Here is a 21,930-nt window from a genome sequence, read left to right on the forward strand (position 1 = left end):
GAAAATGGCGAAGTTCGTAGCCATTTTTGCCGTGTTTGAGGTCATCGCGCTCGTCCTTCTTCGCCACGGTGCGCGCAATCCCAGATTGAATCGCTGCCCTCTGACCGCCTCCGCCGCGGGACATGCACCAATGGTGGAGAGAAAGTTTGAAGCCGGATTTAACGTGAGCTGATTGGCAGCTCGGTTTGCGGCAACACCCCGCATTCCATCGCGGCAGTGTGGCGCTGCTACACACCGGCTCTTGTCCGCTGGTGTCAGGTCCCTGAGGCAGATGTCGCTGCGGGCAACAGGCCGGGCCTGAGAAGGGCGCCTCCCGCTTCGGCGGCCGCCTTGCGGAACCAGCGACCCGGCCGCTATACCGGCCGCATGACTGAATTTGATGGTGTCTTTCCCTACCTGGCCTCGCCGATCGGCGCGGATGGAACGATCCGTACGGAGGTGCTGGGGCGTCTTTGCGACGATCTGATCCTTGCCGGTGTGCACGGCCTGACGCCGCTCGGCTCCACCGGCGAGTTCGCCTATCTCGATCGTGCCCAGCGCATGACCGTCGTGGAGACGACCATCGATGCCGCCCAGGGCCGCGTTCCCGTGATCGCAGGCGTGGCCTCGACTGCGATCGCTGACGCGGTGGCGCAGGCCAAGGCTTACCAGAAGCGCGGCGCAAACGGCATCCTGGCGGTGCTCGAAGCCTACTTCCCGGTCAACGACGCCGGCATCGAGGCGTATTTCCGGGCGATTGCCGATGCCGTCGACGTTCCCGTCGTCATCTACACCAATCCCCAGTTCCAGCGTTCCGACCTGTCGCTCGACGTCATCGCGAGCCTCGCCGAGCATCCGCGCATCAACTACATCAAGGACGCTTCGACCAACACCGGCCGGCTGTTGTCGATCATCAATCGCTGCGGCGACGCCATCAAGGTGTTCGCGGCGTCCTCACACATTCCGGCCGCGGTGATGCTGATCGGCGGCAAGGGCTGGATGGCCGGGCCGGCCTGCATCATCCCGCGCCAGAGCGTCGAGCTCTACAATCTCTGCAAGGCGTCGTGCTGGGACGATGCGATGCTGCTGCAGAAGAAGCTGTGGCGCGTCAACGAGGCCTTCGCCCGCTTCAACCTCGCGGCCTGCATCAAGGCCGGCCTGTCGATCCAGGGCTACGACGTCGGCGATCCCGTGCCGCCGCAGGCCCCGCTCTCGCCCGAGCAGCGCAAGGTCGTCGAAGAGGTACTGCGCAGCCTGGGGTGAGCTAGCCCCGGCTTTGGCCCCCGCTCTCTCCTCATCGTCATTCCGGGGCAGCCCAAGGGCTGAGCCCGGAATCCATACTCCGCGACCTCTCGGGTGGGCAGACCGGGAGACATCGAGCCTCCAAACTACCGGTCGTGGTTATGGATTCCGGGCTCGCGCTGCGCGCGCCCCGGAATGACGGTTCGTCATGACGCATCAGCTTAAACACGTGTTGGCCACCGCAACGCCGATCCGCTAAGACCCTGCCAAATTCATTGAACTGACCAAGGACTGACGAATGAACATTCTTCCCAACAATATGCGGTTTGGTGCGGGGCAGCCCCTCAGGCGCCTGGAGGATCAGCGGCTGCTGACCGGGAAGGGGCAGTTCATCGACGACAAGGCGGAGGACGGCGCGCTGTGGCTCTACGTGCTGCGCTCCCCGCATGCGCATGCCAGGATCCTGTCGATCGACACCGCCGCCGCCCGCGAGATCGCGGGCGTGCAGGCGATTTACACCGGCGCGGACCTCGTCGCTGACGATGTCGGCACCATTCCGACCCTGGCAATCTTCAAGCGTCCCGACGGCAAGCCGATGACGGTGCCGCCGCGCCGCCTGCTTGCCCATGAGATTGTCCGCTTCACCGGCGAGGCGGTCGCCGCCGTGGTCGCGACCTCGCGCACGGTCGCGCAGGAGGCCGCGGAAGCGATCGTCGTCGATTACGAGGTGCTGCCGGCGGTGACCGATCCGGTGAAGGCGATCGAGCCCGGCGCGCCCGTCGTCTGGGCGGAGGCGCCCGACAACGTCGTCGCCGCGATGAGCTATGGCGATGCCGCCAAGGTCGAGGCGGCGTTCGCCGGCGCTGCGCACAAGGTCTCGCTCGACATCACCAGCCAGCGCCTGGTGCCCTCGGCGATGGAGCCGCGCTCGACCATCGCCGAGATCGAGAAGAAGACCGGCCGGCTGCTGCTGCACGTGCAGTCGCAGACCCCGGCCTCGACCCGCGACGTGCTGGCGGAAGCCGTGCTGAAGCGCCCGAAGGAGAGCGTGCGCGTGCTGGTGGGCGACATCGGCGGCGGCTTCGGCCAGAAGACCAACCTCTATCCTGAGGACGGCATCGTCGCCTATGCCGCCACCAAGCTTAACAAGAAGATCCGCTGGCGCGCCGAGCGCACCGACGAGTTCGTCGGCGGCACGCATGGCCGCGACCTCACCTCCACCGCCGAGTTCGCTTTGGACGCCAAGGGCAGGGTGCTGGCCTATCGCGTGCGCTCGATCGGCGCCACCGGCGCCTATTCGTCGGGCGCGGCCAACATCATCCCGCTGGTGCTCGGGCCATTCGTGCAGACCGGCGTCTATGATCTGCCGCTGGTGCATTTCGAGGTGAAGACCGTGATGACGCATACGGCGCCGGTCGGCGCCTATCGCGGTGCCGGACGCCCCGAGGCGGTGTTCATCGTCGAGCGGCTGTTCGATGCGGCCGCGCGCCAGATCGGGATCGATCCGCGCGCCATCCGCAAGACCAACTACATCAAGCCGGCGCAGCTCCCCTACACCAACGCCGTCGGCCAGGTGTATGATTCCGGCGCCTTCGCCCACATGCTGGAGCGCGCGTCCAAGCTTGCCGATTGGGACGGCTTCAACGCGCGCAAGCGCGAGGCGAAGAAGCGCGGCATGCTCTACGGCCGCGGCCTGACCAGCTACATCGAATGGACCGGCGGCCGCGCCCACACCGAGAAGGTATCGCTGCACGCGACCTCCGAGGGCCGCGTCATCCTGCATTCCGGCACCATGGCGATGGGGCAGGGCCTGCAGACCACCTATACGCAGATGATCTCCGATACGCTCGGCATTCCGCTGGACAAGATCGACGTCGTGCAGGGCGACACCGATCTCGCCACCGGCTTCGGCAGCGTCGGCTCGCGCTCGCTGTTCGTCGGCGGCACGGCGGTGGCGGTGTCGTCGAACGACCTCATCACCAAGGCGCGCGAGAAGGCGTCCAACCTGCTGGAGACCGCGGTCGAGGACATCGAGTATCGCGACGGCTTCCTCACCGTCGTCGGCACCGACCGCCGCATCAGCCTGTTCGACATCGCCGGGAAGGAGCAGGGCGCCAAGCTGTCGGTCGACAGCGAGGGCGAGGTCGACGGTCCGAGCTGGCCGAACGGCACGCATGTCTGCGAGGTCGAGATCGATCCGGAGACCGGCATCAGCCGCGTGGTGCGCTACACCACGGTCGACGACGTCGGCGTCGCGGTCAATCCGATGCTGGTGGCGGGCCAGATCCATGGCGGCGTCGCCCAGGGCATCGGCCAGGCGCTGTACGAGAACGTCGCCTACGATGCCGACGGCCAGCTCCTGACCGCCACCTATCAGGACTATTGCATCCCGCGCGCCGACGACGTGCCGCCGATCGTGGTCACGCTCGACGATTCCGCGCCGTGCAAGACCAACCCGCTGGGCGCCAAGGGCTGCGGCGAATCCGGCGCCATCGGCGGCCCGCCCTGCGTCACCAACGGCGTGATGGATGCGCTGTTCGAGCTCGGGATCACCAACCTGCAGACGCCGCTGACGCCGGAGAAGGTGTGGGCGGCGATCTCCGAGGCGAAGGCGGCAAAGGTCAAAGCGTCGGCCTGAGCGAGCGCGCGGGACGCTCCCGCGCCGGACGTGCTCCTGTTGCGTCGCTCAACGCGCCGATCTGCGCCGAGCTGTTCGGTGATGAGGGCGGCGAGGGTTACGCCCGCATCTGGTCGCGCCCCTGCATGCGCAGCGGCGACTGATCTTGCAGCTGCCGTCATAGCCCGCCATTCCGGGCCAGCCCGTCAGGGCTGAATCCGGAGTCTCGAGATTTTCGGTGCAATTGTGCATCTGAGGGGACGATGCTGTCGGATCTCCCCGCCGCGCCCGGCAAGACAACGATCTCATGCGAATCGCCGCGGCGCCGCGACCGACGATGATTGACCCAGATCAAGGTCGCCGACGCGCACTCGCCTCTAGATTGTATCCAACACAACGAGGAGCGCGACCATGCGGCGGTGTGCGGGCGTGATGAGCGTGGCGATGGCTTTGGCAATCGTCGCGTTTGGATCATCTCTGGCGGACGCGTGTTCGCGCGTCCTCTGGGCCGATAATGGTCAGGCCGTTGTCACCGGGCGCAACATGGATTGGCCCGAAGACATGCGCACCGATCTCTGGGCCTTCCCGCGCGGCCTTGCGCGCAAAGGCGAGAGCGGCGACGACAACGAACTGAGCTGGACGTCGAAATACGGCAGCGTCGGCGGGGCGGTTTATAACCTGGCGATCGCCGACGGCATGAATGAAAAAGGTCTTGTCGCCAACCTGCTGTGGCTCTCCGAGAGCGATTACGGAAAGCGCGATCTCAAGCGCCCCGGCCTCGCGCTGTCGCTCTGGGCGCAATACAACCTCGACAACTTTGCCACCGTTGCCGAGGCGGTGGCCGACATCGAAACCGGTCGCTATCAACTCATCGCCGCCGGCATGCCCGGATACGCGACGGCGACCGTGCATTTGTCGCTTTCGGACGCGACGGGCGATTCGGCGATCATCGAAATCGTCGATGGCGGCAAGGTGCGCGTTCATCACGACCGCCGCTATCTGGTCATGACGAACTCGCCGCCCTTCCCCGAGCAGCTCGCCAATCTGAAGAAATACCACGTCTTTGGCGGCACCGAAGCGCTGCCGGGGACGAGCGAAGCGGCCGACCGCTTCGTCCGCGCCGCCTATTACATCCAGAACCAGACCAAGCCGTCGGACACCCGCCAGACCGTGGCCCGCATGTTGTCCGTCATGCGCAACGTGGCGCAGCCTTTCGTGCGGCCAGACCCGAAGCGACCGGAGGCGTCGCATACGATCTGGCGCGCCGTCGCCGACTCGACCGACCGGCTCTATTTCTTCGAATCGACCCTCAGCCCGAACATCGTCTGGGTCAACTTGCCGCTGTTGGACCTTTCCGTCGGCGCTCCGATCCGCAAGCTCGACCTGTCCGGGGCGGACAGGGATCTGGTCGGCGAGGTGAGCAGCCAGTTCAAGCCGGCCGCGCCGCTGGAATTCAAGAAAGGCGGCTCCTGACAGGGCAGAGCCCTACGGACAGATACAACGTCATCTTTATATCCGCGTTGTGGCGCTCGCACGCCGCGCGACATGACTGCGGAGCGCTCGCCGTGAAGCCCTGCCACCGCACTGGGCTGGAAGCGCCGCGCCGTTTGTTAAGGACGGATTGTGGTGCATTGCTGCACTGAGGCTATGCGCCGGCGATGCTACCGCATTAGAGTATTCGTGCCACAACAGCACCTCTTGCTTTGGTCATGCCATGATCACGCACGACAGCGGCCCGGATTCCGACCGCAAGGTAAGGATTTCTCCGGTCAACTCGCACAATGAGTGGGATCCACTCGAGGAAGTGATTGTCGGAAGGCTCGAAGGCGCGACGATTCCATCCGCTCATCCGGTCGTCGCCTGTAACATTCCGGGAATGGCTGCACGGGCGCAAGCGCTGCTCGGGGGCTTCCGCTATCCAAGGATGATGATTGAACCGGCTCAGCGCGAGCTCGACGGCTTTATTGCGCTGTTGCAGTCGCTTGGCGTGGTGGTCACCCGGCCGGAACCGGCTGATTTCAAGAAGCGCTTCAGCACGCCCGAATGGTCTTCGCGCGGCTTCTGCAACTCCTGCCCGCGCGATAGCATGCTGGTGATCGGAGACGAAATCATTGAAACGCCTATGGCGTGGCCCAGCCGCTATTTCGAGACCCATTCCTTTCGTCCGGTCCTGAAGGACTATTTCCGTCGCGGCGCCCGCTGGACTGCCGCGCCGCGGCCGCAACTCACGGACGAACTGTATAACGCCGATTTCAGACGGCCCGAAAACGGTGAGCCGATGTCATATATTCTGACTGAATTCGAACCAGTGTTCGACGCTGCCGATTTCGTCCGCTGCGGGCGCGATCTGTTTGTAACCCTCAGCAATGTCACCAATGCATCCGGCATCGAATGGCTGCGCCGCCATCTCGGCGACGGCTATCGCATCCACGAGATCGAGAGCCGCTGTCGTAACCCGATGCACATAGACACGACCATTTTGCCGCTGGGGCCGGGCAGGCTTCTGATCAATCCCGAATACATCGACGTCAGCCGCCTCCCGGACATACTGAAGAAATGGGACATTCTCGTCGCTCCCGAGCCTGATCCGATCACCGATCGCTTGCTCAATATCACGTCGCTCTGCGGAAAATGGCTCAACATGAATGTACTGATGGTGGACGAAAAGCGCATCATCGTTGATCCGCATCATGTGCGAACGATGCGTGCGATCGAGCAATGGGGTTTCGAGCCGATCCCCTGCGAATTCCTGCATTACGCCGCATTTGGCGGAGCATTCCATTGCGCGACACTCGACATCAGGCGGCGCGGGACGCTCGAGAGCTATTTTTGAGGATTGGCACGCCTATCCGGACTCGAGGCGCAGTCCGACGATGCCAAGTACAATGAGACCAATCGAGGCGAGCCGGGTCGCGGTCGTCGGCTCGTCGAACAGATAGATTCCGAAGAGAGTGGCGACGGCGATGCTCGCGCCGGTCCACGCGGCGTAGGCCGTGCCCATCGGGATCGTCTTCACGGCGAGGCCAAGACAACCGACGCTGGCGCCCATAAAACCCACGGTGACCAGGATCGACGGCAGGCGCGAGAGACCTTCGGAATATTTGAGAGCGATCAGCCAACCCACCTCGCAAAGGCTGCCAATGAACAAGATCACCCAGGCCATGAGAGGTTCTCCCAAAAGATGGGCTTAACGATCCTCGACGGAGTTCGTGTCAGAATTCCACGGTCTCGCTATTCTGCCAACTCATTCCGCCAAGCCCTTACACTTTGCAAGTGCACGCTGGAAGGCTCCCGGCCTTCCCTGCGCGCTCTCGATCTTCGAAAGGGCATGTCGATCGCAAGACCCGGGCGTGATCCGCCGCGGGACGACGACGTCATGTCTGCTGCTGTTTGAGCTGTGAATCTGGACGTGCATCGACTGCCGTCGACCGATCGACCGGCAGCTCCAGTCGCACACTGAAGTCGCCTGCCACTCCGCTGAACCGCAGCCGGCCGCCATGGGCCTGCGCGACCTCGCTCGCAATGGCGAGGCCGAGGCCTGAGCCGTGGGAGCCGTCGCCCTTCTGGAACGGGGTCAGCAGGCGTTGCTGCGCGTCGGCTGCGATCCCAGGTCCGTCGTCCCAGACCATGATCGCGACATGTGCCGCCGCTCGCTCCACCGTCACCATCAGCCGGGTCCGCGCGCCATGCGCCAGCGCGTTGTGAATGAGATTGGCGAGCGCCTCGCGCAGGCTGATGGCGTCGGCGGCGAGCATCACCTCGTCCTCCGATGGCACGAAGCTGACGGAGACCTCGCGATCGAGAGAGAGCGGCACGCTCTGCGACAGCACCGATTTCGCCAGCGCGTTGATATCGACCGCGGCGAAGCGCGGTGCCTGGGCGCGGTGCTGGATCATGGCGTGATCGAGCAGTTGGCTGGTGAGGCGGGCGAGATCCGCGATGCGACCGCGCAGCCTGTCGAGCGCCTTCGGGTCCTTGGTCTGATCGCTCAGCAGCTCGACCTCGGCATCGATCGCCGCCAGCGGCGTGCGCAGCTGGTGGGTGGCGTCGGCGATGAAGCGCTGCATCAGCGCGATGCGCTCGGCGAGGCGCTGCATGAAACCGTCGATCGCGCCGACCAGCGCGCGCACCTCGCGCGGCGGCGTGATCGCGATCGGGCTGAGATCGTCCGGCCGTCGCTTGACGATCTCGGCCTCGATCCGCGTCAGCGGCGCGAACACCAGCCGCAGGCACAGCGCAGTCGCCACCAGCGCCAGCAGGCTCATCGCAGCGATCAGGCCGATCGCCTTGGAGGCGAGGTCCCAGGTCAGCGCGTCGCGGGCGCGCAGGGTCTGCGCCAGCACGATCTCGCTCCAGCCGTCGCCGGGCGCGCCGTCGAGCTTGCGCGCCACGGCCGCGATGCGCACCGCCTGGTCGCGATAGATGCCGTCGCGCAGCACGACGCCCTCACGCAGCGCCCTGGCGGGCGCGGTGACGGCGAGATCGTCATAGCCGGCGACGACGACGCCGCGCGGATCGGTGACGCGATAGAACACGAGGTCATAGGCCGACAATGTCGCAAACGCCGCCGCCGGCGGATCCAGCGTCACGACGCCACCCTGCATGTAGATGTTCTCGGCGATCTGCACGGCGCCGCCGGCGAGCAGCTTGTCATAGGCGTCGCGCGCGGCGGTGGCTGCATATTGCCAGGCGGCGAGGCTCAGCACGACGGCGCCGACGGCCAGGATCGCGCCGATCGCGATCAGCAGCCGCGCGCGCAGCGAGGTCCTGAGGTCACGAAGCGTGGAGCTGATAGCCAAGGCCGCGCTCGGTCTTGATCTCGACGGATGTCGCCGCCAGCTTGCGCCTGAGACGCGCGACGAACTGCTCGACGGCGTTGGGGCTCGGATCCTGGTCGAAGCTGAAGAGCTGCTCGACCAGCTCCTCCTTGGCGACGTAACGCCCAGGGCGTGCGGCGAGGATTTCCAGCACGGTCAGCTCGCGCCGCGTCAGGTCCAGCGGTTGGCCGGCGACGCTGGCGGTGCGCCCGGCGCGGTCGATCACCAGCGGCCCCAGGGTCAGCAGATTGTCGGACTGGCCGGCGGCCCGGCGCAGCAGCGCCCGCGCCCGCGCCTCCAGCTCGCGATAGTCGAACGGCTTGATCAGGTAGTCGTCGGCGCCGAGGTCGAGCGCGCCGATCCGGTCGTCGACCGCCGAGCGCGCGGTCAGCACCAGCACCGGCGTGCGCAGGCCGCGCTTGCGCAGGTGCTTGAGCACGGCAAAGCCGTCCATGTTCGGCAGCATCACGTCGAGCACGATAAGGTCATAGGTCTGCACCTCGATCAGCTCGCTCGCGGTGCGGCCGTCCTTTTCCCAGTCGACGGCATAGCCGATCCGTTCGAACCGGCTGGTCACGGCGGCGCCGATCTCGGGCGTGTCTTCCACCAGCAGGATGCGCAAGGTCTTGTTGTCCGCCTCGGAGTCAGGTTCGCGTCAGTCTCCTCCTCTATCACTTCGAATAAGGGCGCCGAAGTGCACCGAGCGAAATTTCGCATTGCAATATAAAGGAGGGGAGGACGATGACCGTCCATCAATCGCCATCTCAGTTCGAGCCGCTGCTCTCGGTCGAGGGCGTGACGCTCCAGTACAAGACGCCGGACACCTTGGTCACGGCGACCTACCGCGTCGACTTCAAGGTCTTCGATTCCGACCGTTTCGTGCTGCTCGGCCCCTCCGGCTGCGGCAAATCCACGCTTCTCAAGGCGATCGGCGGCTATCTGAAGCCGACCGAGGGCCGCATCCGCCTCAAGGGCCACGATGTCAGCGAGCCCGGCCCGGACCGCATGATGGTATTCCAGGAGTTCGACCAGCTGCTGCCGTGGAAGACGGTGCGCGAGAACGTCGTGTTCGCGCTGACCGCCAGCGGCCGGCTCGGCACCGCGGAAGCCAACGAGCGCGCCAAGTCCTATATCGACAAGGTCGGCCTCACCAAGTTCATCGACTCCTATCCGCATATGCTCTCCGGCGGCATGAAGCAGCGGGTCGCGATCGCCAGGGGCATGGCGATGGAGCCCGACGTGCTCTTGATGGACGAGCCGTTCGCCGCCTTGGACGCGCTGACCCGGCGCAAGATGCAGGACGAGCTGCTGCAGCTCTGGCAGGACACCCGCTTCACCGTGCTGTTCGTGACGCATTCGATCGAGGAGGCGATCAAGATCGGCTCCCGCATCCTGCTGCTGTCGCCGCATCCCGGCCGCGTCCGCGCCGAGCTCAACAGCGTGCCGCCGGGCACGATGGGCTCGCCCGAACAGGTCGCCCTCGAAGGGCGCATCAACGACATGCTGTTCGGCCAACACTGAGACGAGGAGAGCATCCATGAGCGAGACGCTGGCGCTGCGCCCCGAAATCGTCAATGCAGACACGCCCCTCGGCGACGTCAAGGTCGAGGCGAGCCTGTCCTGGCTGGAACGCATCTACCACGTCGGTGCGGTCCGCAAGGCCATCATCCTGGTGGCGCTCGCCGCGCTGTGGCAGGCCTATGGCCTGTGGCTCGGCAATCCCCTGTTGTTTCCGACCTTCACCGACACGCTCTCAGCCTTCTTCGAGAACATCGGCAACGGCATCATCCCTGCGCGCACCCTCGTGTCGCTGGAGACGCTGCTGATCGGCTACGGCATCGGCATCGCGCTGGCGGCCGTGCTGACCACGATCGCGATCGGCTCGCGGATCGGCGCCGACATGCTGGAGGCGCTGACCTCGATGTTCAATCCGCTGCCGGCGATCGCATTGCTGCCGCTGGCGCTGATCTGGTTCGGCCTCGGCAAGGGCAGCATCATCTTCGTGCTGGTGCATTCGGTGTTGTGGGCGATCGCGCTCAACACCCATTCCGGCTTCCGCTCGGTGTCGAACACCTTGCGCATGGTCGGCCTGAACTACGGCCTGCGCGGGTTGAAGCTGGTGCGCTTCATCCTGATCCCCGCCGCATTTCCGGCCATCCTCACCGGCCTGAAGGTGGGCTGGGCCTTCGCTTGGCGCACCCTGATCGCGGCCGAGCTGGTGTTCGGCGTGTCCTCGGGGTCCGGCGGCCTCGGCTGGTTCATCTTCGAGAACCGCAACCAGTTGGAGACGGCCAACGTCTTCGCCGGCCTGTTCACCGTGATCTTCATCGGCCTCGTCGTCGAGAACGTCGTGTTCGCGACCATCGAGCGCAAGACGGTGCGGCGCTGGGGCATGCAGCACTGAATTTCGAGTTATAAGCACAACAACAGGGAAGGAGACGACCATGTCCTGGAGCAAATCATTCACGGCCGCCGCGCTCGGCCTCACCGCGCTGCTCGGCGCCACCGGTGCTTCGCAGGCCGAGGTCAAGGAGATCAGGCTCTCCAAGGGCTACGGCATCCTCTATCTGCCGCTGATCGTGATGGAGGATCAGAAGCTGATGGAGAAGCAGGCGGAGAAGGCCGGGCTCGGTCCGTTCAAGGTTAACTGGCAGATGCTCGACGGCGGCAACATCATCAACGACGCGATGATGGCCGGCTCGCTCGACATCGCCGGCACCGGCGCCCCCGGCTTCATCACGCTGTGGGCCAAGGCCAAGGGCATTCCGGCGGTGGAGGTGGTCGGCGTCAGCGGCCTCAGCTCGACCTCGCTGTGGATGAATACCAACAATCCTGAGATCAAGTCGCTGAAGGATTTCAAGCCGAGCGACAAGATCGCCCTGCCGGGCATCAAGACCTCGCTGTCGGCGGTCATGCTGCAGATGATGGCGGCGCAGGAGTTCGGCAAGGAGAATTACGCCAAGCTCGATCCGATGACCGTCGGCCTGCCGCATCCGGAGGCGCTGGCGGCGCTCACCTCGGGCAAGACCGAGATCACGGCGCATTTCACCTCGCCGCCGTTCTCCTACATCGAGCTGAAGGATTCGAAGATTCGCCGCGTTGCCAATTCCGCCGACGTGCTCGGACGGATGACGATGGACGTGGTGTTCGCGCCCAAGCGCTTCGTCGACGCCAATCCCAAGGTCGTGCAGGCGTTCCTCGATGCGCTCGACGAGGCCTGCACGCTGATCGCCAACGACAAGGCTGCCGCAGCCGAGATCTATGCCCGCACCGCCAAGGTGAAGACCACCAAGGAGGACGTGCTGGAGATGCTGCAGGACAAGGACACCTGGTTCTCGTCGACGCCGGAGGGCGTGCTGAAGATCGCCGAGTTCATGCACGGCGTCGGCTCGATCAAGGTCAAACCGGCGAGCTGGCAGGACATGTTCGTGACCCAGCTACGCGACCGCAAGGGCAGTTGAGCGTAAGCGCCTATGGTGTCGTCCGGGGCGCGCGGATGCCCCGGAATGACGGGGTGTGTGGTTGGCGCAGGCCCATCATCCAGCCGCGAGTCCCGCTGCAAAGACGACATTGCCTCTCTCCGCCGGTCATTCCGCGCGAATGACCCGCATCCGCGGCAGACCCGGAACCTCCCTGAACCGACGCACCGGCCGCCGCGACCCATGTCCGGCGGCCGGCTGCCGTCATTGCGCCGTCGCCAAAGCTGTGCTGTGTGAAGGCGGTACAACCGGATGAAGAGGGGGACGCGCGATGCGGAGATTGCTGACCGTGCTGGCGGCACTGATGACGCTGAGCCTGACCAATTGCGGCTACAACGCCATCCAGACCAATGACGAGCAGGTCAAGGCGGCTTGGTCCGAGGTCGTCAACCAGTATCAACGCCGCGCCGACCTCGTGCCCAACCTGGTCAACAGCGTCAAGGGCTTTGCCCAGCAGGAGAAGGACGTGCTGCTCGGCGTCACCAACGCCCGCGCCAAGGTCGGCAGCGTGCAGGCCACGCCCGACGTCGTCAACGATCCCGCGGCGCTGCAGAAGTTCCAGGCGGCGCAGAGCGAACTGACCGGAGCATTGTCGCGGCTGCTGGTCGTCACCGAGAATTACCCCCAGCTCAAATCGGACGCGCTGTTCCGCGACCTGATGTCCCAGCTCGAAGGCACCGAGAACCGCATCACGGTGGCGCGCAACCGCTACATCAAGGCGGTGCAGGAGTACAACGTCGGCATCCGCACCTTCCCGAACAACCTGACCGCGATGGTCTTCGGCTACAAGGAAAAGGCCAACTTCACCGTCGAGAACGAGCGCGAGATATCGGTCGCGCCGAAGGTCGATTTCAACGCGCCGTCGCCTGCGCCGTCGAAATAGCCGGAGCAGGGAATCGTGCGCGCGCTGCCGGTCCTCAAGGCGCTGCTTGCGACGCTGTTCGTCTGCCTCGCGACGATCGTGCTGGCGGACGTCGCGGTGCCGCAGCTCACCGGCCGCGTCGTCGACCAGACCGGCACGCTGTCCTCCTCGGAGATCGCAGGCCTCACGCAGAAGCTGAAGGACCTGGAAACCCGCAAGGGCAGCCAGGTCGCGGTGCTGATCGTGCCGACGACGCAGCCGGAGACCATCGAGCAGTTTTCGCTCCGCGTCGCCGAGGCCTGGAAGATCGGGCGCAAGAAGGTCGACGACGGCGCGCTGCTGGTGATCGCCAAGAACGACCGCAAGCTGCGCATCGAGGTCGGCTACGGCCTCGAAGGCAGCCTCACCGACGTCACCGCGCGGCGCATCATCGACGAGGTCATCACGCCAAGATTTCGCAGCGGCGATTTCGCCGGCGGCATCGACGCCGGCGTCGACCGCATCATCGGCGTGATCAATGGCGAGAGTCTGCCGGTGCCGCAGCCGCAGGCCTCGCACGGCACGGATCTTGATATCGACACCATCTCCTCGTTCGCACCTGTCGCCTTCTTCGGTGCGATCTTTATTGGTGGCGCGCTGCGGGCCTTGTTCGGGCGGCTGCTGGGTTCGCTTGCGACCGGCGGCGCGCTGGGGATTCTGACCTGGGTGCTTGTGGGATCGACCACGCTTGCGCTGCTGTCCAGCGTGGCCGGCATCGTCATTGCCTTCATCGCCGGCGGCTTGTCCTCGTCGATGCCGACGTCGGGCGGGCGCCGCGGCAGCGGCTGGTCGAGCGGCTCGTCATCCGGCGGCTGGAGCAGCGGCAGCTCGAGCGACAGCGGCAGCTTCTCGGGCGGCGGCGGCAGTTTTGGTGGCGGCGGCGCCTCGGGCAACTGGTGAGGACGAGGCGCGCGACCATGAGCATCAGGCGGATCGGCCGGCATCTCCTGCATCATCACTGGCAGCTGAAGCGCATCTTCACGCCGGCTGTGCTGGCACGCATCGAGCAGGCGATCAAGGACGGCGAGCGCACCCATGCCGGCCAGCTTCGCTTCGTCGTCGAGGGCGCGCTCGACGGCCGGCCGTTGTGGCGCGACCAGCCGCCGCGCGAGCGCGCGCTGGACATCTTTTCCAACCTGCGGATCTGGGACACCGCGCACAACAACGGCGTCCTGATCTACCTGCTCTTGGCCGATCGCGACGTCGAGATCATCGCCGATCGCGGCATTCATCGACATGTCGGCGCCGAAGGCTGGGAGACGATCTGCCGCGCGATGGAAGCGGAGTTTCGCGCAGGCCGCTTTGAGCGGGGCGTGGTCGATGGCATTGCCGCGGTGTCACGCGAGCTCGCCAGGCACTACCCGCCGCATGCCGGCGATCCCAACGAGCTGCCCGACACACCAGTGGTGCTTTAGCTCCGATCATACCGGTCGCGCTCACTTGCCGGTCGCGCTCATCCTGGCTGGACGTGAGCGCGCACCCCTCTCGCCAATGATGCGGATGGAAAATACGTCCGCAACTCACGCCGTCGCAGCTCATGCGCCGTAGCGTTCCGCCATCGCCCGCGCCAGCTCGGCCATTTTCGCACGCAGCTCGGGCGGGTCGAGCACCTCGGCCTCGGGCCCGAAGCGCAGCAGCTCGCCGGCGGCATGCCACAGCGTCGTTCCGATCGGGATCGTCACGATGCGCCAGCCGTCGGCATCGGTGTCGTCGGCGAGGCGCGTGCGGGCGCGCACGTAAGGCTGGCTCCACACCTCCAGCAGCTTCACACCGAGCGCTGACAGGCGCACCGTCGCCTGCTTCGGATGCAGCTCCGCCTCCAGCCGCTCCGTCGCGGCGCGCCAATAGGCGGCGAGGTCAAAGTCTGCAGGTCGCGCGAAGCACTCGTCGGTCACGGCACAGTCGAGAATGCGCGCGACGCGATAGGTGCGCACGCTGCGCTCGACCTGCCCGGCGAGATACCAATTGCCGCCCTTCAGCACGAGGCCGAGCGGCGCGACGCGGCGGCGCTTCTCGGCACGCCAGGTCTGATAGCGGACGTCGACCATGACGTCGCGGAGCAGGGCGTCGGCAATGGCGCGCAGATGCGTCGGCTCCTCGGACTCGCCGAACCAGCCAGGCGCGTCGAGATGGAAGCGCGCCTGCATGCGGCCGGCATTGGCGCGCAGGCTTTGCGGCAGTGCCGCCACCAGCTTGGTCTGCGCCGCGCTCATCGCGCCATCGAGCCCGAGCGCGGCGGCGGGGCCCGGCAGGCCCGCCATGAACAGTGCGTCGGTTTCCGTCGGCGACAGCCCGTTCAGCCGCACGCGATAGCCGTCGAGCAGGCGGAATCCGCCTTCGGCGCCGCGCTCGGCATAGACCGGGATGCCCGCCGCGGCGAGCGCGTCGATGTCGCGATAGATCGTGCGCACCGAGACCTCGCAGGCGCCTGCGAGTTCGGGCGCCGTGACCTGTCCCTTGGCCTGCAAGGTGGTGAGGATGGAGAGCAGCCGGCTCGCGCGCATGCCCTTCTTTAAACATACCTGACACACCTTGTCAGGTATGGTGTGCGACAAGCCAGCACCGCAGCCGGCAATGGGAGGACACCATCATGACCGCCGACGACAAGATCACGCTGTATTACTCGCCGCAGACCCGCGCCGCCGGCACCCGCGTCCTGCTCGAGGAGCTGGGCGCGCCCTACGATCTGCATGTCCTCAACATGAAGGCGGGCGAGCAGCGCAAGCCGGAGTTCCTGGCCGTCAATCCGCTCGGCAAGGTGCCGACGATCGGACATCGCGGCCAGATCGTGACCGAGCAGGTCGCGATCTTCATCTATCTCGCCGATCTGTTTCCGCAAGCGGGCCTGACGCCGGCGCTCGATGATGCCATGCGCGGGCCCTATCTGCGCTGGATCGCCTATTACGGTGCGTCGTTCGAGCCCGCCGTGATCGACCATTTCATGAAGCGCGAACCGGCCCCGATCACGCAGTCACCCTATGCCGACTACGATACGATGCTGGGCGCGCTGGAGCAGCAGCTCGCCAAGGGGCCGTATCTCCTCGGCGAGCGCATGACCGCCGCCGACGTGTTGTGGGGCGTCGCCTTCAACTGGACCATGATGTTCGGCGTCGTGCCGCGCAAGGACGTGTTCGCGCGTTACGCCGAGCGCATCACCCAGCGTCCGGCGTTCCAGCGCGTCACCGCCGCGGATGCCGAGATGGCGGCCCAGCACGCGGCCGCCACCGGCGTTTGAGCGCCAGCATTGACGCAATCGAGCGAGGTCCCGCCGGCAACGGGACCTCACTGATGTGATTGCACGTTGTCCGGCAGGCGCAGCTCGCCAAATGCCGGGTTTCCCGCGGCGGCGTCGCTAGTTCAGGCTGATCCCCGTGAGCGGCGTGCCGTCGACGCCGTTGTTGCTGATTGCGTTGTTCTTGAAGGACGAGACGGAGCCGCCGCCGGTCTGGACGACGCCGTTGGAATTGCCCTGGATGACGGAATTTCCCAACGTCACGATGGCGCCGCTGCCGCTCGCCAGAACGCCGGTGTTGTTGAACTCGGAGGTCAGCCGGTCGAGAAACACGCCCATCCCCGGCTTTCCGGCCGGGACCGTGGCGGATATCCCGGCATTGCCATTTTCGATGGCCTTGGTGTTCGAGACGAGCACGCTGATCGCGCTGCTCGAATTCGCGGTCGAGACCGTGACGCCGAGCGCGGACGCCTTGAGCGAGGAGTCCGCGATCACCACCTGGGCCGCACCGGTCGGCGCGACCGAGATCGCGCTTTGCGAGAAGTTCTCGAAGGTACAGTTCTCGACGACGAGCTTTCGGCCGGCCAGGAAATTGACGCCATTGAGGCCGAGGGTCGTGCCGGCGCCGTTGATGCTCAAATTGCGCAGGATGATGACGTCGTTGGCGCCGGCATTCACGTTGTGCCGTTGGTCGCCGATGCCAGGATCGAGGCCATCGTCCCCCCGCCGTCGATCGTGATCGATTTGGTGATCGTGACGGCGCCGTAGCCGCCGGGATCGAGCACGTCGATCTCACCGCCCGCGGCGGTCTTCGAGATCGCTCCGGCGAAGGTCTTGCAGGGCGCCGTGCGGCTGCACGGGTTGACGTCGTCGCCGACGCCGGACACCCAGGTCCGCGTCGCCTGCGCGTGAGCCCCTGGCGAGGCAAGGATCAAAAACGCGGCGCACAAAAATCCGATCGAAGAAATGAGCTTTCGCATGAGCGCTCCCCTTGAAATGCTGGAAATGAAAAATAGCCCGAACGCAGAGTGTTAGTCTACGAAAGCAACCAGAGCGTTCATCGAAAACGGCGGGCTGTACGGGACATTATGCAATCGGTGGTTGCCGCTTCGGCCGGAGGTGATTTCGCTGACGGTGCACGCCTTCCATCTGTCGATTGCATTGCAGGACTACAACATTCGCGAGCCTGCAGTCGCCCATCGCCCACCCACCCGACGGGCAATTCCGGCAATCCGTCCATGCGCCAACTGCCCGTCGAGCCAGTTTGTCGCATGTGTGCCGCCTTGCGCCGTCGAGGCTGGGCAAGAATCCGAATTAGGGGGCTGAGAGGGCTCGGCGCGGTGCAATTTCGAGCCATGACTGCATCATGGTCCAGAACCGGATGAGGGCAAACGAAATCGCCTCCCATGCGCCCCTTGCCTTGCCAGAAGTGGCATGTAGAGCTGCAAGAGCCCATTCGGCGATGCGGGCGAGGAAGTCGTCGAAACCGAGAATGTTGAGGACGCGGGTGAGGTTGTAGGAGAGCGCCATCAGGCTCCATTCCCCGCGAACCTTGTCGAAGCCGCGGACAAGGAAGTGCTGATAGCCGGCGCGGCACTTGAGCGTGCCGAACGGGTGCTCGACGATGGCTGAGCGGCGGCGCATCAATCGGCCGGCCTGTTCGCTCGCCATCCTCTGGCGGTGACGATCCAGCACCTCTTCGTGCTCCCATCGAGAGACGCTGCGGCTTTTTGCCTTCGCAGAGAGACAAGACGCCTTGAGGAGGCAGATGCCGCAAGTCGCTACGGAGGCCAGGTAGCGGCGTTCCATCCTGCCGCTCGTATTCTTCCAGAGCTTCTTCGTTGGATGCAGCGCTTGGCCTGCGGGACACTGATAGGTGTCGGTTGCGGAATTGTAGGTGAAGTCACCTCGCGTGAAGCGACCGTGCTTCTTGCCATTGCCGTGATGCAGCGGGACATAGGCGGTGATGCCGTCATCCTCGCAAGCCTTGAGATCCCCGCTGTTGTAATAGCCGACATCCGCCAGTATCTGCAGCGCCTCGACCTGGAGGCCCTCCTTGGCCGCCTTCGCCATCATATGAAGGTGTCCTGTATCGCTGCGATTGACGACCTCGCTGGCGATGATCAGCTTATGCTTGTCGTCGACGACGCTCTGGACATTGTAGCCTGCGATCGTCTGGTCGCCCTTGCTCAGCAGCCGCGCATCGGGATCGGTCTTCGACACCTGTCCCTTGTCGCCTTTGTCCAGGTTCTCCAGATCGGACTGTGCGCGTTCACGCTTGGCCATCAGCTCCTTGATCTTGTCCCCGACATCGCCTCCATCCTTGTTGTCATCCTTGCCGTCGCCGGGCCGCTTGGCTTCCGTCGCGTCGTTGGTGTCGAGAGACTTGCCGTACGCCTCGATCTCCTCATCGAGCTTGGCGATCTGTTTGGCGAGCTTCCCGCGCGTGAAGATGCTGTCCTTGCTGGCATTGCCGTGGAACAGCGCGCCATCGACCGCGACCAGGGTCCCGCCGATCAGCCCGATCTCCTGCAGCAACAGGACGAAGCTACGGTTCGCCGCCTTCAAGGCAGCCCAGTTCTCCTTGCGGAAGTTCGCAATCGTCCGATAGCCGGGCTTCAGGTTCCTCAACAGCCAGATCAGCTCCAGATTGCGGCCGGCTTCACGCTCGAGCCGGCGCGACGATCTGATCTGGTTCAGATAACCATAGAGATAAAGCTTCAGCAGGTCCGCCGGATCGTACGGCGGCTGCCCGACACCCAATCCCCTCCGCTTGGCGTGGCGGAAGCCAAGCTTGGCAAGATCGAGGGCGTTGACGTAGCTGTCAATCGCACGAACCGGATTGTCCGGCCCGACATAATCCTCAATCCGAGGCGGAAGCAGGCTCTCTTGATCGCGGCTCTCGCCGCTCTTGAACGGCCGATTCGTCATGCCTCCAAATCTTACCGTGAACACTGAGTTCTTGCCCAGCCTCGTCGGGCAAATCACGACGATGATCCCGGCCATCCCGTTCGCGATGAGGAGGGGCGGCTCGGCCGATCGTCACGAGGCGTAGCAGCGGGGAGCGGTGGCCGTATCAGGCTTGGGGCTCTGCGCGAGCGGGCCGGCGAGCAAGCGAGGTACGGACGGTCAAGTCGTAGGGTCCTGGCATCCCGACGCCGATGCCAAGTTCGCATGCAGGCTTCGCCTCGTGCGGATGACGGTGACCAGAAAGCCCGGCGCACCGGGGAGACTACGAAGCAGCCGTAACACCATCGCGCAGGGAAGGCTGGGTCGCTCCGGCTGAACCTGTGGTTCCTGCCCCGTGCAATCTTTCCGCACGGGGGCCACGGGTGCCAGTCGGCACCCGGCCTTCCCTGCGCCCTCCGACTGACGAGGAGGGAATGATCGGCAAAGCTCGGGCGCAATCGCGCCGCGAGAGCGGCTCCGTTTGACGCCGCGTCGACCGCGCTGCGCCGCGTGCCGATCGAGCTTGCTGCCCCCGGGCGCGTCCGCCAGAGCTGAATAATCGGGCAACGTCCGCCACATCTGCTCCACTTTGTCGGCGCAAATCCGCCCCGTATGAATCCCTAAAACTCAGGTAAGCCTTCCAAAAGTAAGATTTTGGCAATCAATCGAACGCTAACTAAGGTTACCAAGTGCTCAACGTCATGCGGAGACTCTGAACGTGAGCGACCAAAAGCCCGAACGGGCCAGCCTTGGCGTGGCCGGTACCACTGGCAAGGCCAGTGCGAGTGTCGACCCGATGCCGAAGACATCCGCAGTCCCCGATGCAGTCGATCTGGCCGTGCCTGCGATCGCGACCGTCGCCCCGCCCATGATCGCGCCGGATCACGAAGCGCCGGCGGCTGACCGTCCGGGCATCGACCCGAAGGCGAAGATCGTGGAAGCGGTGACCGCGCCCGAGCCACAGCCGGAGGCCAGCCAGTCCGAGATCAAGACCGAGGTGATGGCCGACACCGAGATCGGGACGACCAAGGTCGAGCCGGTCAAGCCCGAGCAGGTCAAGGTCGAAACCCTCACGGCCGAGCAGGAAAAAATCGAGCCCTCCAAGATCGAAGCGGTGAAGCCGGAGCGAGCCAAACCCGAGCCCGCGCGGCTCGACCTGGTCAAGTCCGACAAGGGCAAATCCGACAAGGTCAAGCCGGAGCTGACCAAGCCCCAGGCGGTGGGGGGCAACGTTGCGGCGCCGGGCAAAGTCGAAGCTGCAGTAGCCTCGAGTGCTGCGAAACCTCCCTCGACGATCCTGGATCTGATCAGGACGGAGCCGGTCAAGTCGGACCCGATCAAGACGGCTGCGGCCGGTGAGCTCCTCAAGGTCGAGACACCAAAGCTGTCGATGCTCGCGGCCAATGCGCCGAAAGTCGGCCCGATGGCAGCGGCCGCGCCGAAGCCGGAGACGGCCATCAAGCCGGACGCGCCGATCAAGTCGGTGGCTGCCACCAAGACAGAAGCCGTCGTTCGGCCTGAGCCGGCTGCCAAGCCGGAGACTGTTGCCAAGTCGGATGCCAAACCGGATGCCAAGTCGGAGCCCGTTGCCAAGCAGGCATCCGCGGCCAAACCCGGGGCGTCCGCGACGCGCCCGGTCACGCCAGTCCAGGCGGATGCCGGACCGGCGACCAGGGCGGGTGCTTTTGCCGCGGTCGACAAGGCCGCGGCCTGGGCCAAAGCGAAGTTCAAGACCGAGCCCTTCAAGTTCAATGCGGCGTCCAAGCCGGCGGCCGCTGCCGCAACGGCGGCCAGCACGGCCGCTGCGGGAGCGACGCTGCCACCTCCGCAGCCGGGCCAGACCCCGCCGCCGCATGCCGTGAACGGCAGGCTCGGCCTACCGGCCATGGCTGCGATCCTGCTGCTGTCGATGGTTGTCGGCGGCGTTGCCGGTGGTCTGGTCACGGCCAAATTCGTCACGCGCTCCGGCGGCGGCGACGCGGCCGATGCGACGGCCGGCGAGGCTGCGGATTCCACGCTTGGCGCGACCGTGGCGCGAATCGACAATGATGTCGCCGCGCTGAAGGCGAGCCTCGACCAGACCAATCAGACGAGCCTCGTCGAGCTCAACAAGTCCGCGGAGCGTCTCGACCGGCTCGAGAAGATCCTCGGTGATCTGTCGACGAAATCGTCGGCCAAGCCGAGCGAGTTGCAGCGTCTGAGCGAGGCCGTGGACCGGCTGCGCGCCGCGCAGGCGTCCGCGACCGCGCAAGCCCCCGCGCGTGACAGCGCCGCGTCCGCGCCGCAGGCGGTGGGGGCGATCAATGCGGCGGCGCCGCCCGCGGGCGTGGCGAGCCGGGCCGACGCGGCCAGGACCACCGAGGCAGCCAGGACCGAAGCAGCAAGGGCAGAGGCGAGCCGGGCCGAGCCGGCCAGGGCGGAGACCGCTCGCCCCGAGCCGAACCGCACGGAGGCCACCAAGCCCAAGGTCGTCGAGGGCTGGGTGCTGCGCGACGTCGGTCGTGGCGGCGCGCTGATCGAGGGCCGCGGTGGCCTCTACGAGGTCTATGCCGGCGATCCCGTGCCGGGCCTCGGCAAGGTCGACGCGATTCGCAAGCAGGACGGTCGCTGGGTGGTCGTCACCACCAAGGGGCTTGTCGTCGCGCGCTGACGGACCATCTGTTTTTGGAGACGAATCTGGACGAGGCGCCTCACCGCGACGTGAGGCGCCTCGT

20 protein-coding genes are annotated in these 21,930 nt (G+C 65.5%); 13 read left to right on the forward strand and 7 right to left on the reverse strand.

What is annotated here, in order from left to right; translation table 11 throughout:
- Positions 1-4 precede the first annotated feature (4 nt).
- From QX094_RS17090 to QX094_RS17110, 5 genes are all read left to right on the forward strand, one after another.
- The gene (locus QX094_RS17090) at positions 5-172 is read left to right on the forward strand and encodes a hypothetical protein (RefSeq protein WP_315713955.1); all 168 of its coding nucleotides are present in this window, start codon (positions 5-7) and stop codon (positions 170-172) included.
- 194 nt (positions 173-366) lie between these two features.
- Complete coding sequence (locus QX094_RS17095; RefSeq protein WP_316185847.1) at positions 367-1,242, forward strand: dihydrodipicolinate synthase family protein; 876 nt, start codon at positions 367-369, stop codon at positions 1,240-1,242.
- A 277-nt stretch (positions 1,243-1,519) separates the two neighbouring features.
- Complete coding sequence (locus QX094_RS17100; protein WP_316185846.1) at positions 1,520-3,859, forward strand: xanthine dehydrogenase family protein molybdopterin-binding subunit; 2,340 nt, start codon at positions 1,520-1,522, stop codon at positions 3,857-3,859.
- 390 nt (positions 3,860-4,249) lie between these two features.
- The gene (locus QX094_RS17105) at positions 4,250-5,311 is read left to right on the forward strand and encodes a linear amide C-N hydrolase (RefSeq protein ID WP_315767824.1); all 1,062 of its coding nucleotides are present in this window, start codon (positions 4,250-4,252) and stop codon (positions 5,309-5,311) included.
- Positions 5,312-5,552: 241 nt separating this feature from the next.
- Entirely contained in the window at positions 5,553-6,671 is a 1,119-nt protein-coding gene (locus QX094_RS17110) for an amidinotransferase (protein WP_316185845.1), read from the forward strand.
- Positions 6,672-6,683: 12 nt separating this feature from the next.
- Here the strand turns inward: QX094_RS17110 and QX094_RS17115 are convergent, their stop codons facing one another.
- The 3 genes from QX094_RS17115 to QX094_RS17125 all read right to left on the reverse strand — a co-directional run bounded on the left by QX094_RS17115 (position 6,684) and on the right by QX094_RS17125 (position 9,277).
- Positions 6,684-7,001 carry a multidrug efflux SMR transporter gene (locus tag QX094_RS17115; protein WP_315713960.1) on the reverse strand — a complete coding sequence of 106 codons (318 nt, stop codon included), beginning with the start codon at positions 6,999-7,001 and terminating at the stop codon, positions 6,684-6,686.
- A gap of 211 nt (positions 7,002-7,212) precedes the next feature.
- On the reverse strand, positions 7,213-8,637 hold the full coding sequence (locus tag QX094_RS17120; RefSeq protein WP_316185844.1) for a sensor histidine kinase: 1,425 nt from the start codon (positions 8,635-8,637) through the stop codon (positions 7,213-7,215).
- Positions 8,612-9,277 carry a response regulator transcription factor gene (locus QX094_RS17125; protein WP_315713962.1) on the reverse strand — a complete coding sequence of 222 codons (666 nt, stop codon included), beginning with the start codon at positions 9,275-9,277 and terminating at the stop codon, positions 8,612-8,614. Before QX094_RS17125 ends, QX094_RS17120 begins: the two co-directional genes overlap by 26 nt.
- 119 nt (positions 9,278-9,396) lie before the next feature.
- On the opposite strand from QX094_RS17125, the gene QX094_RS17130 reads away from it, so the two are divergent.
- The 6 genes from QX094_RS17130 (at position 9,397) to QX094_RS17155 (ending at position 14,450) form a co-directional block, all read left to right on the forward strand.
- Entirely contained in the window at positions 9,397-10,176 is a 780-nt protein-coding gene (locus tag QX094_RS17130) for an ABC transporter ATP-binding protein (protein WP_315713963.1), read from the forward strand.
- A 16-nt stretch (positions 10,177-10,192) separates the two neighbouring features.
- Positions 10,193-11,059 carry an ABC transporter permease gene (locus tag QX094_RS17135; RefSeq protein ID WP_316169448.1) on the forward strand — a complete coding sequence of 289 codons (867 nt, stop codon included), beginning with the start codon at positions 10,193-10,195 and terminating at the stop codon, positions 11,057-11,059.
- Between the two features lie 40 nt (positions 11,060-11,099).
- Positions 11,100-12,116, forward strand: a complete 1,017-nt coding sequence (locus tag QX094_RS17140) for an ABC transporter substrate-binding protein (RefSeq protein ID WP_315713965.1) — start codon at positions 11,100-11,102, stop codon at positions 12,114-12,116.
- A gap of 289 nt (positions 12,117-12,405) precedes the next feature.
- Positions 12,406-13,017 (forward strand): LemA family protein, encoded by a 612-nt coding sequence (locus tag QX094_RS17145; RefSeq protein ID WP_315713966.1) that lies wholly within the window; start codon positions 12,406-12,408, stop codon positions 13,015-13,017.
- Between the two features lie 15 nt (positions 13,018-13,032).
- The gene (locus QX094_RS17150; protein ID WP_316165732.1) at positions 13,033-13,935 is read left to right on the forward strand and encodes a YgcG family protein; all 903 of its coding nucleotides are present in this window, start codon (positions 13,033-13,035) and stop codon (positions 13,933-13,935) included.
- A gap of 17 nt (positions 13,936-13,952) precedes the next feature.
- Positions 13,953-14,450, forward strand: a complete 498-nt coding sequence (locus QX094_RS17155) for a TPM domain-containing protein (RefSeq protein WP_315713968.1) — start codon at positions 13,953-13,955, stop codon at positions 14,448-14,450.
- A 120-nt stretch (positions 14,451-14,570) separates the two neighbouring features.
- Here the strand turns inward: QX094_RS17155 and QX094_RS17160 are convergent, their stop codons facing one another.
- A complete protein-coding gene (locus QX094_RS17160) occupies positions 14,571-15,539 on the reverse strand; it encodes a YafY family protein (protein ID WP_315826052.1) in 969 nt (322 codons plus the stop codon).
- Positions 15,540-15,625: 86 nt separating this feature from the next.
- Here QX094_RS17160 and QX094_RS17165 point away from each other — a divergent pair, with 86 nt between their 5' ends.
- Positions 15,626-16,270: a glutathione S-transferase family protein gene (locus QX094_RS17165; protein WP_315713970.1), complete on the forward strand. Its 645-nt coding sequence runs from the start codon at positions 15,626-15,628 to the stop codon at positions 16,268-16,270.
- 117 nt (positions 16,271-16,387) lie between these two features.
- Here QX094_RS17165 and QX094_RS17170 read toward each other — a convergent pair whose 3' ends face one another.
- From QX094_RS17170 to QX094_RS17180, 3 genes are all read right to left on the reverse strand, one after another.
- Positions 16,388-16,945 (reverse strand): hypothetical protein, encoded by a 558-nt coding sequence (locus QX094_RS17170; protein ID WP_316185843.1) that lies wholly within the window; start codon positions 16,943-16,945, stop codon positions 16,388-16,390.
- Complete coding sequence (locus QX094_RS17175) at positions 16,942-17,247, reverse strand: hypothetical protein (RefSeq protein WP_315713972.1); 306 nt, start codon at positions 17,245-17,247, stop codon at positions 16,942-16,944. Before QX094_RS17175 ends, QX094_RS17170 begins: the two co-directional genes overlap by 4 nt.
- A gap of 334 nt (positions 17,248-17,581) precedes the next feature.
- A complete protein-coding gene (locus tag QX094_RS17180) occupies positions 17,582-19,273 on the reverse strand; it encodes an IS1182 family transposase (protein ID WP_316188054.1) in 1,692 nt (563 codons plus the stop codon).
- Between the two features lie 661 nt (positions 19,274-19,934).
- Between QX094_RS17180 and QX094_RS17185 the strand changes: the two genes are divergently transcribed.
- Positions 19,935-21,866 (forward strand): hypothetical protein, encoded by a 1,932-nt coding sequence (locus QX094_RS17185; RefSeq protein ID WP_315713973.1) that lies wholly within the window; start codon positions 19,935-19,937, stop codon positions 21,864-21,866.
- The last annotated feature ends 64 nt before the right edge of the window (positions 21,867-21,930 follow it).

Origin of the sequence: Bradyrhizobium sp. SZCCHNS1050 (assembly GCF_032484785.1) — a bacterium.
Taxonomy (GTDB): domain Bacteria; phylum Pseudomonadota; class Alphaproteobacteria; order Rhizobiales; family Xanthobacteraceae; genus Bradyrhizobium.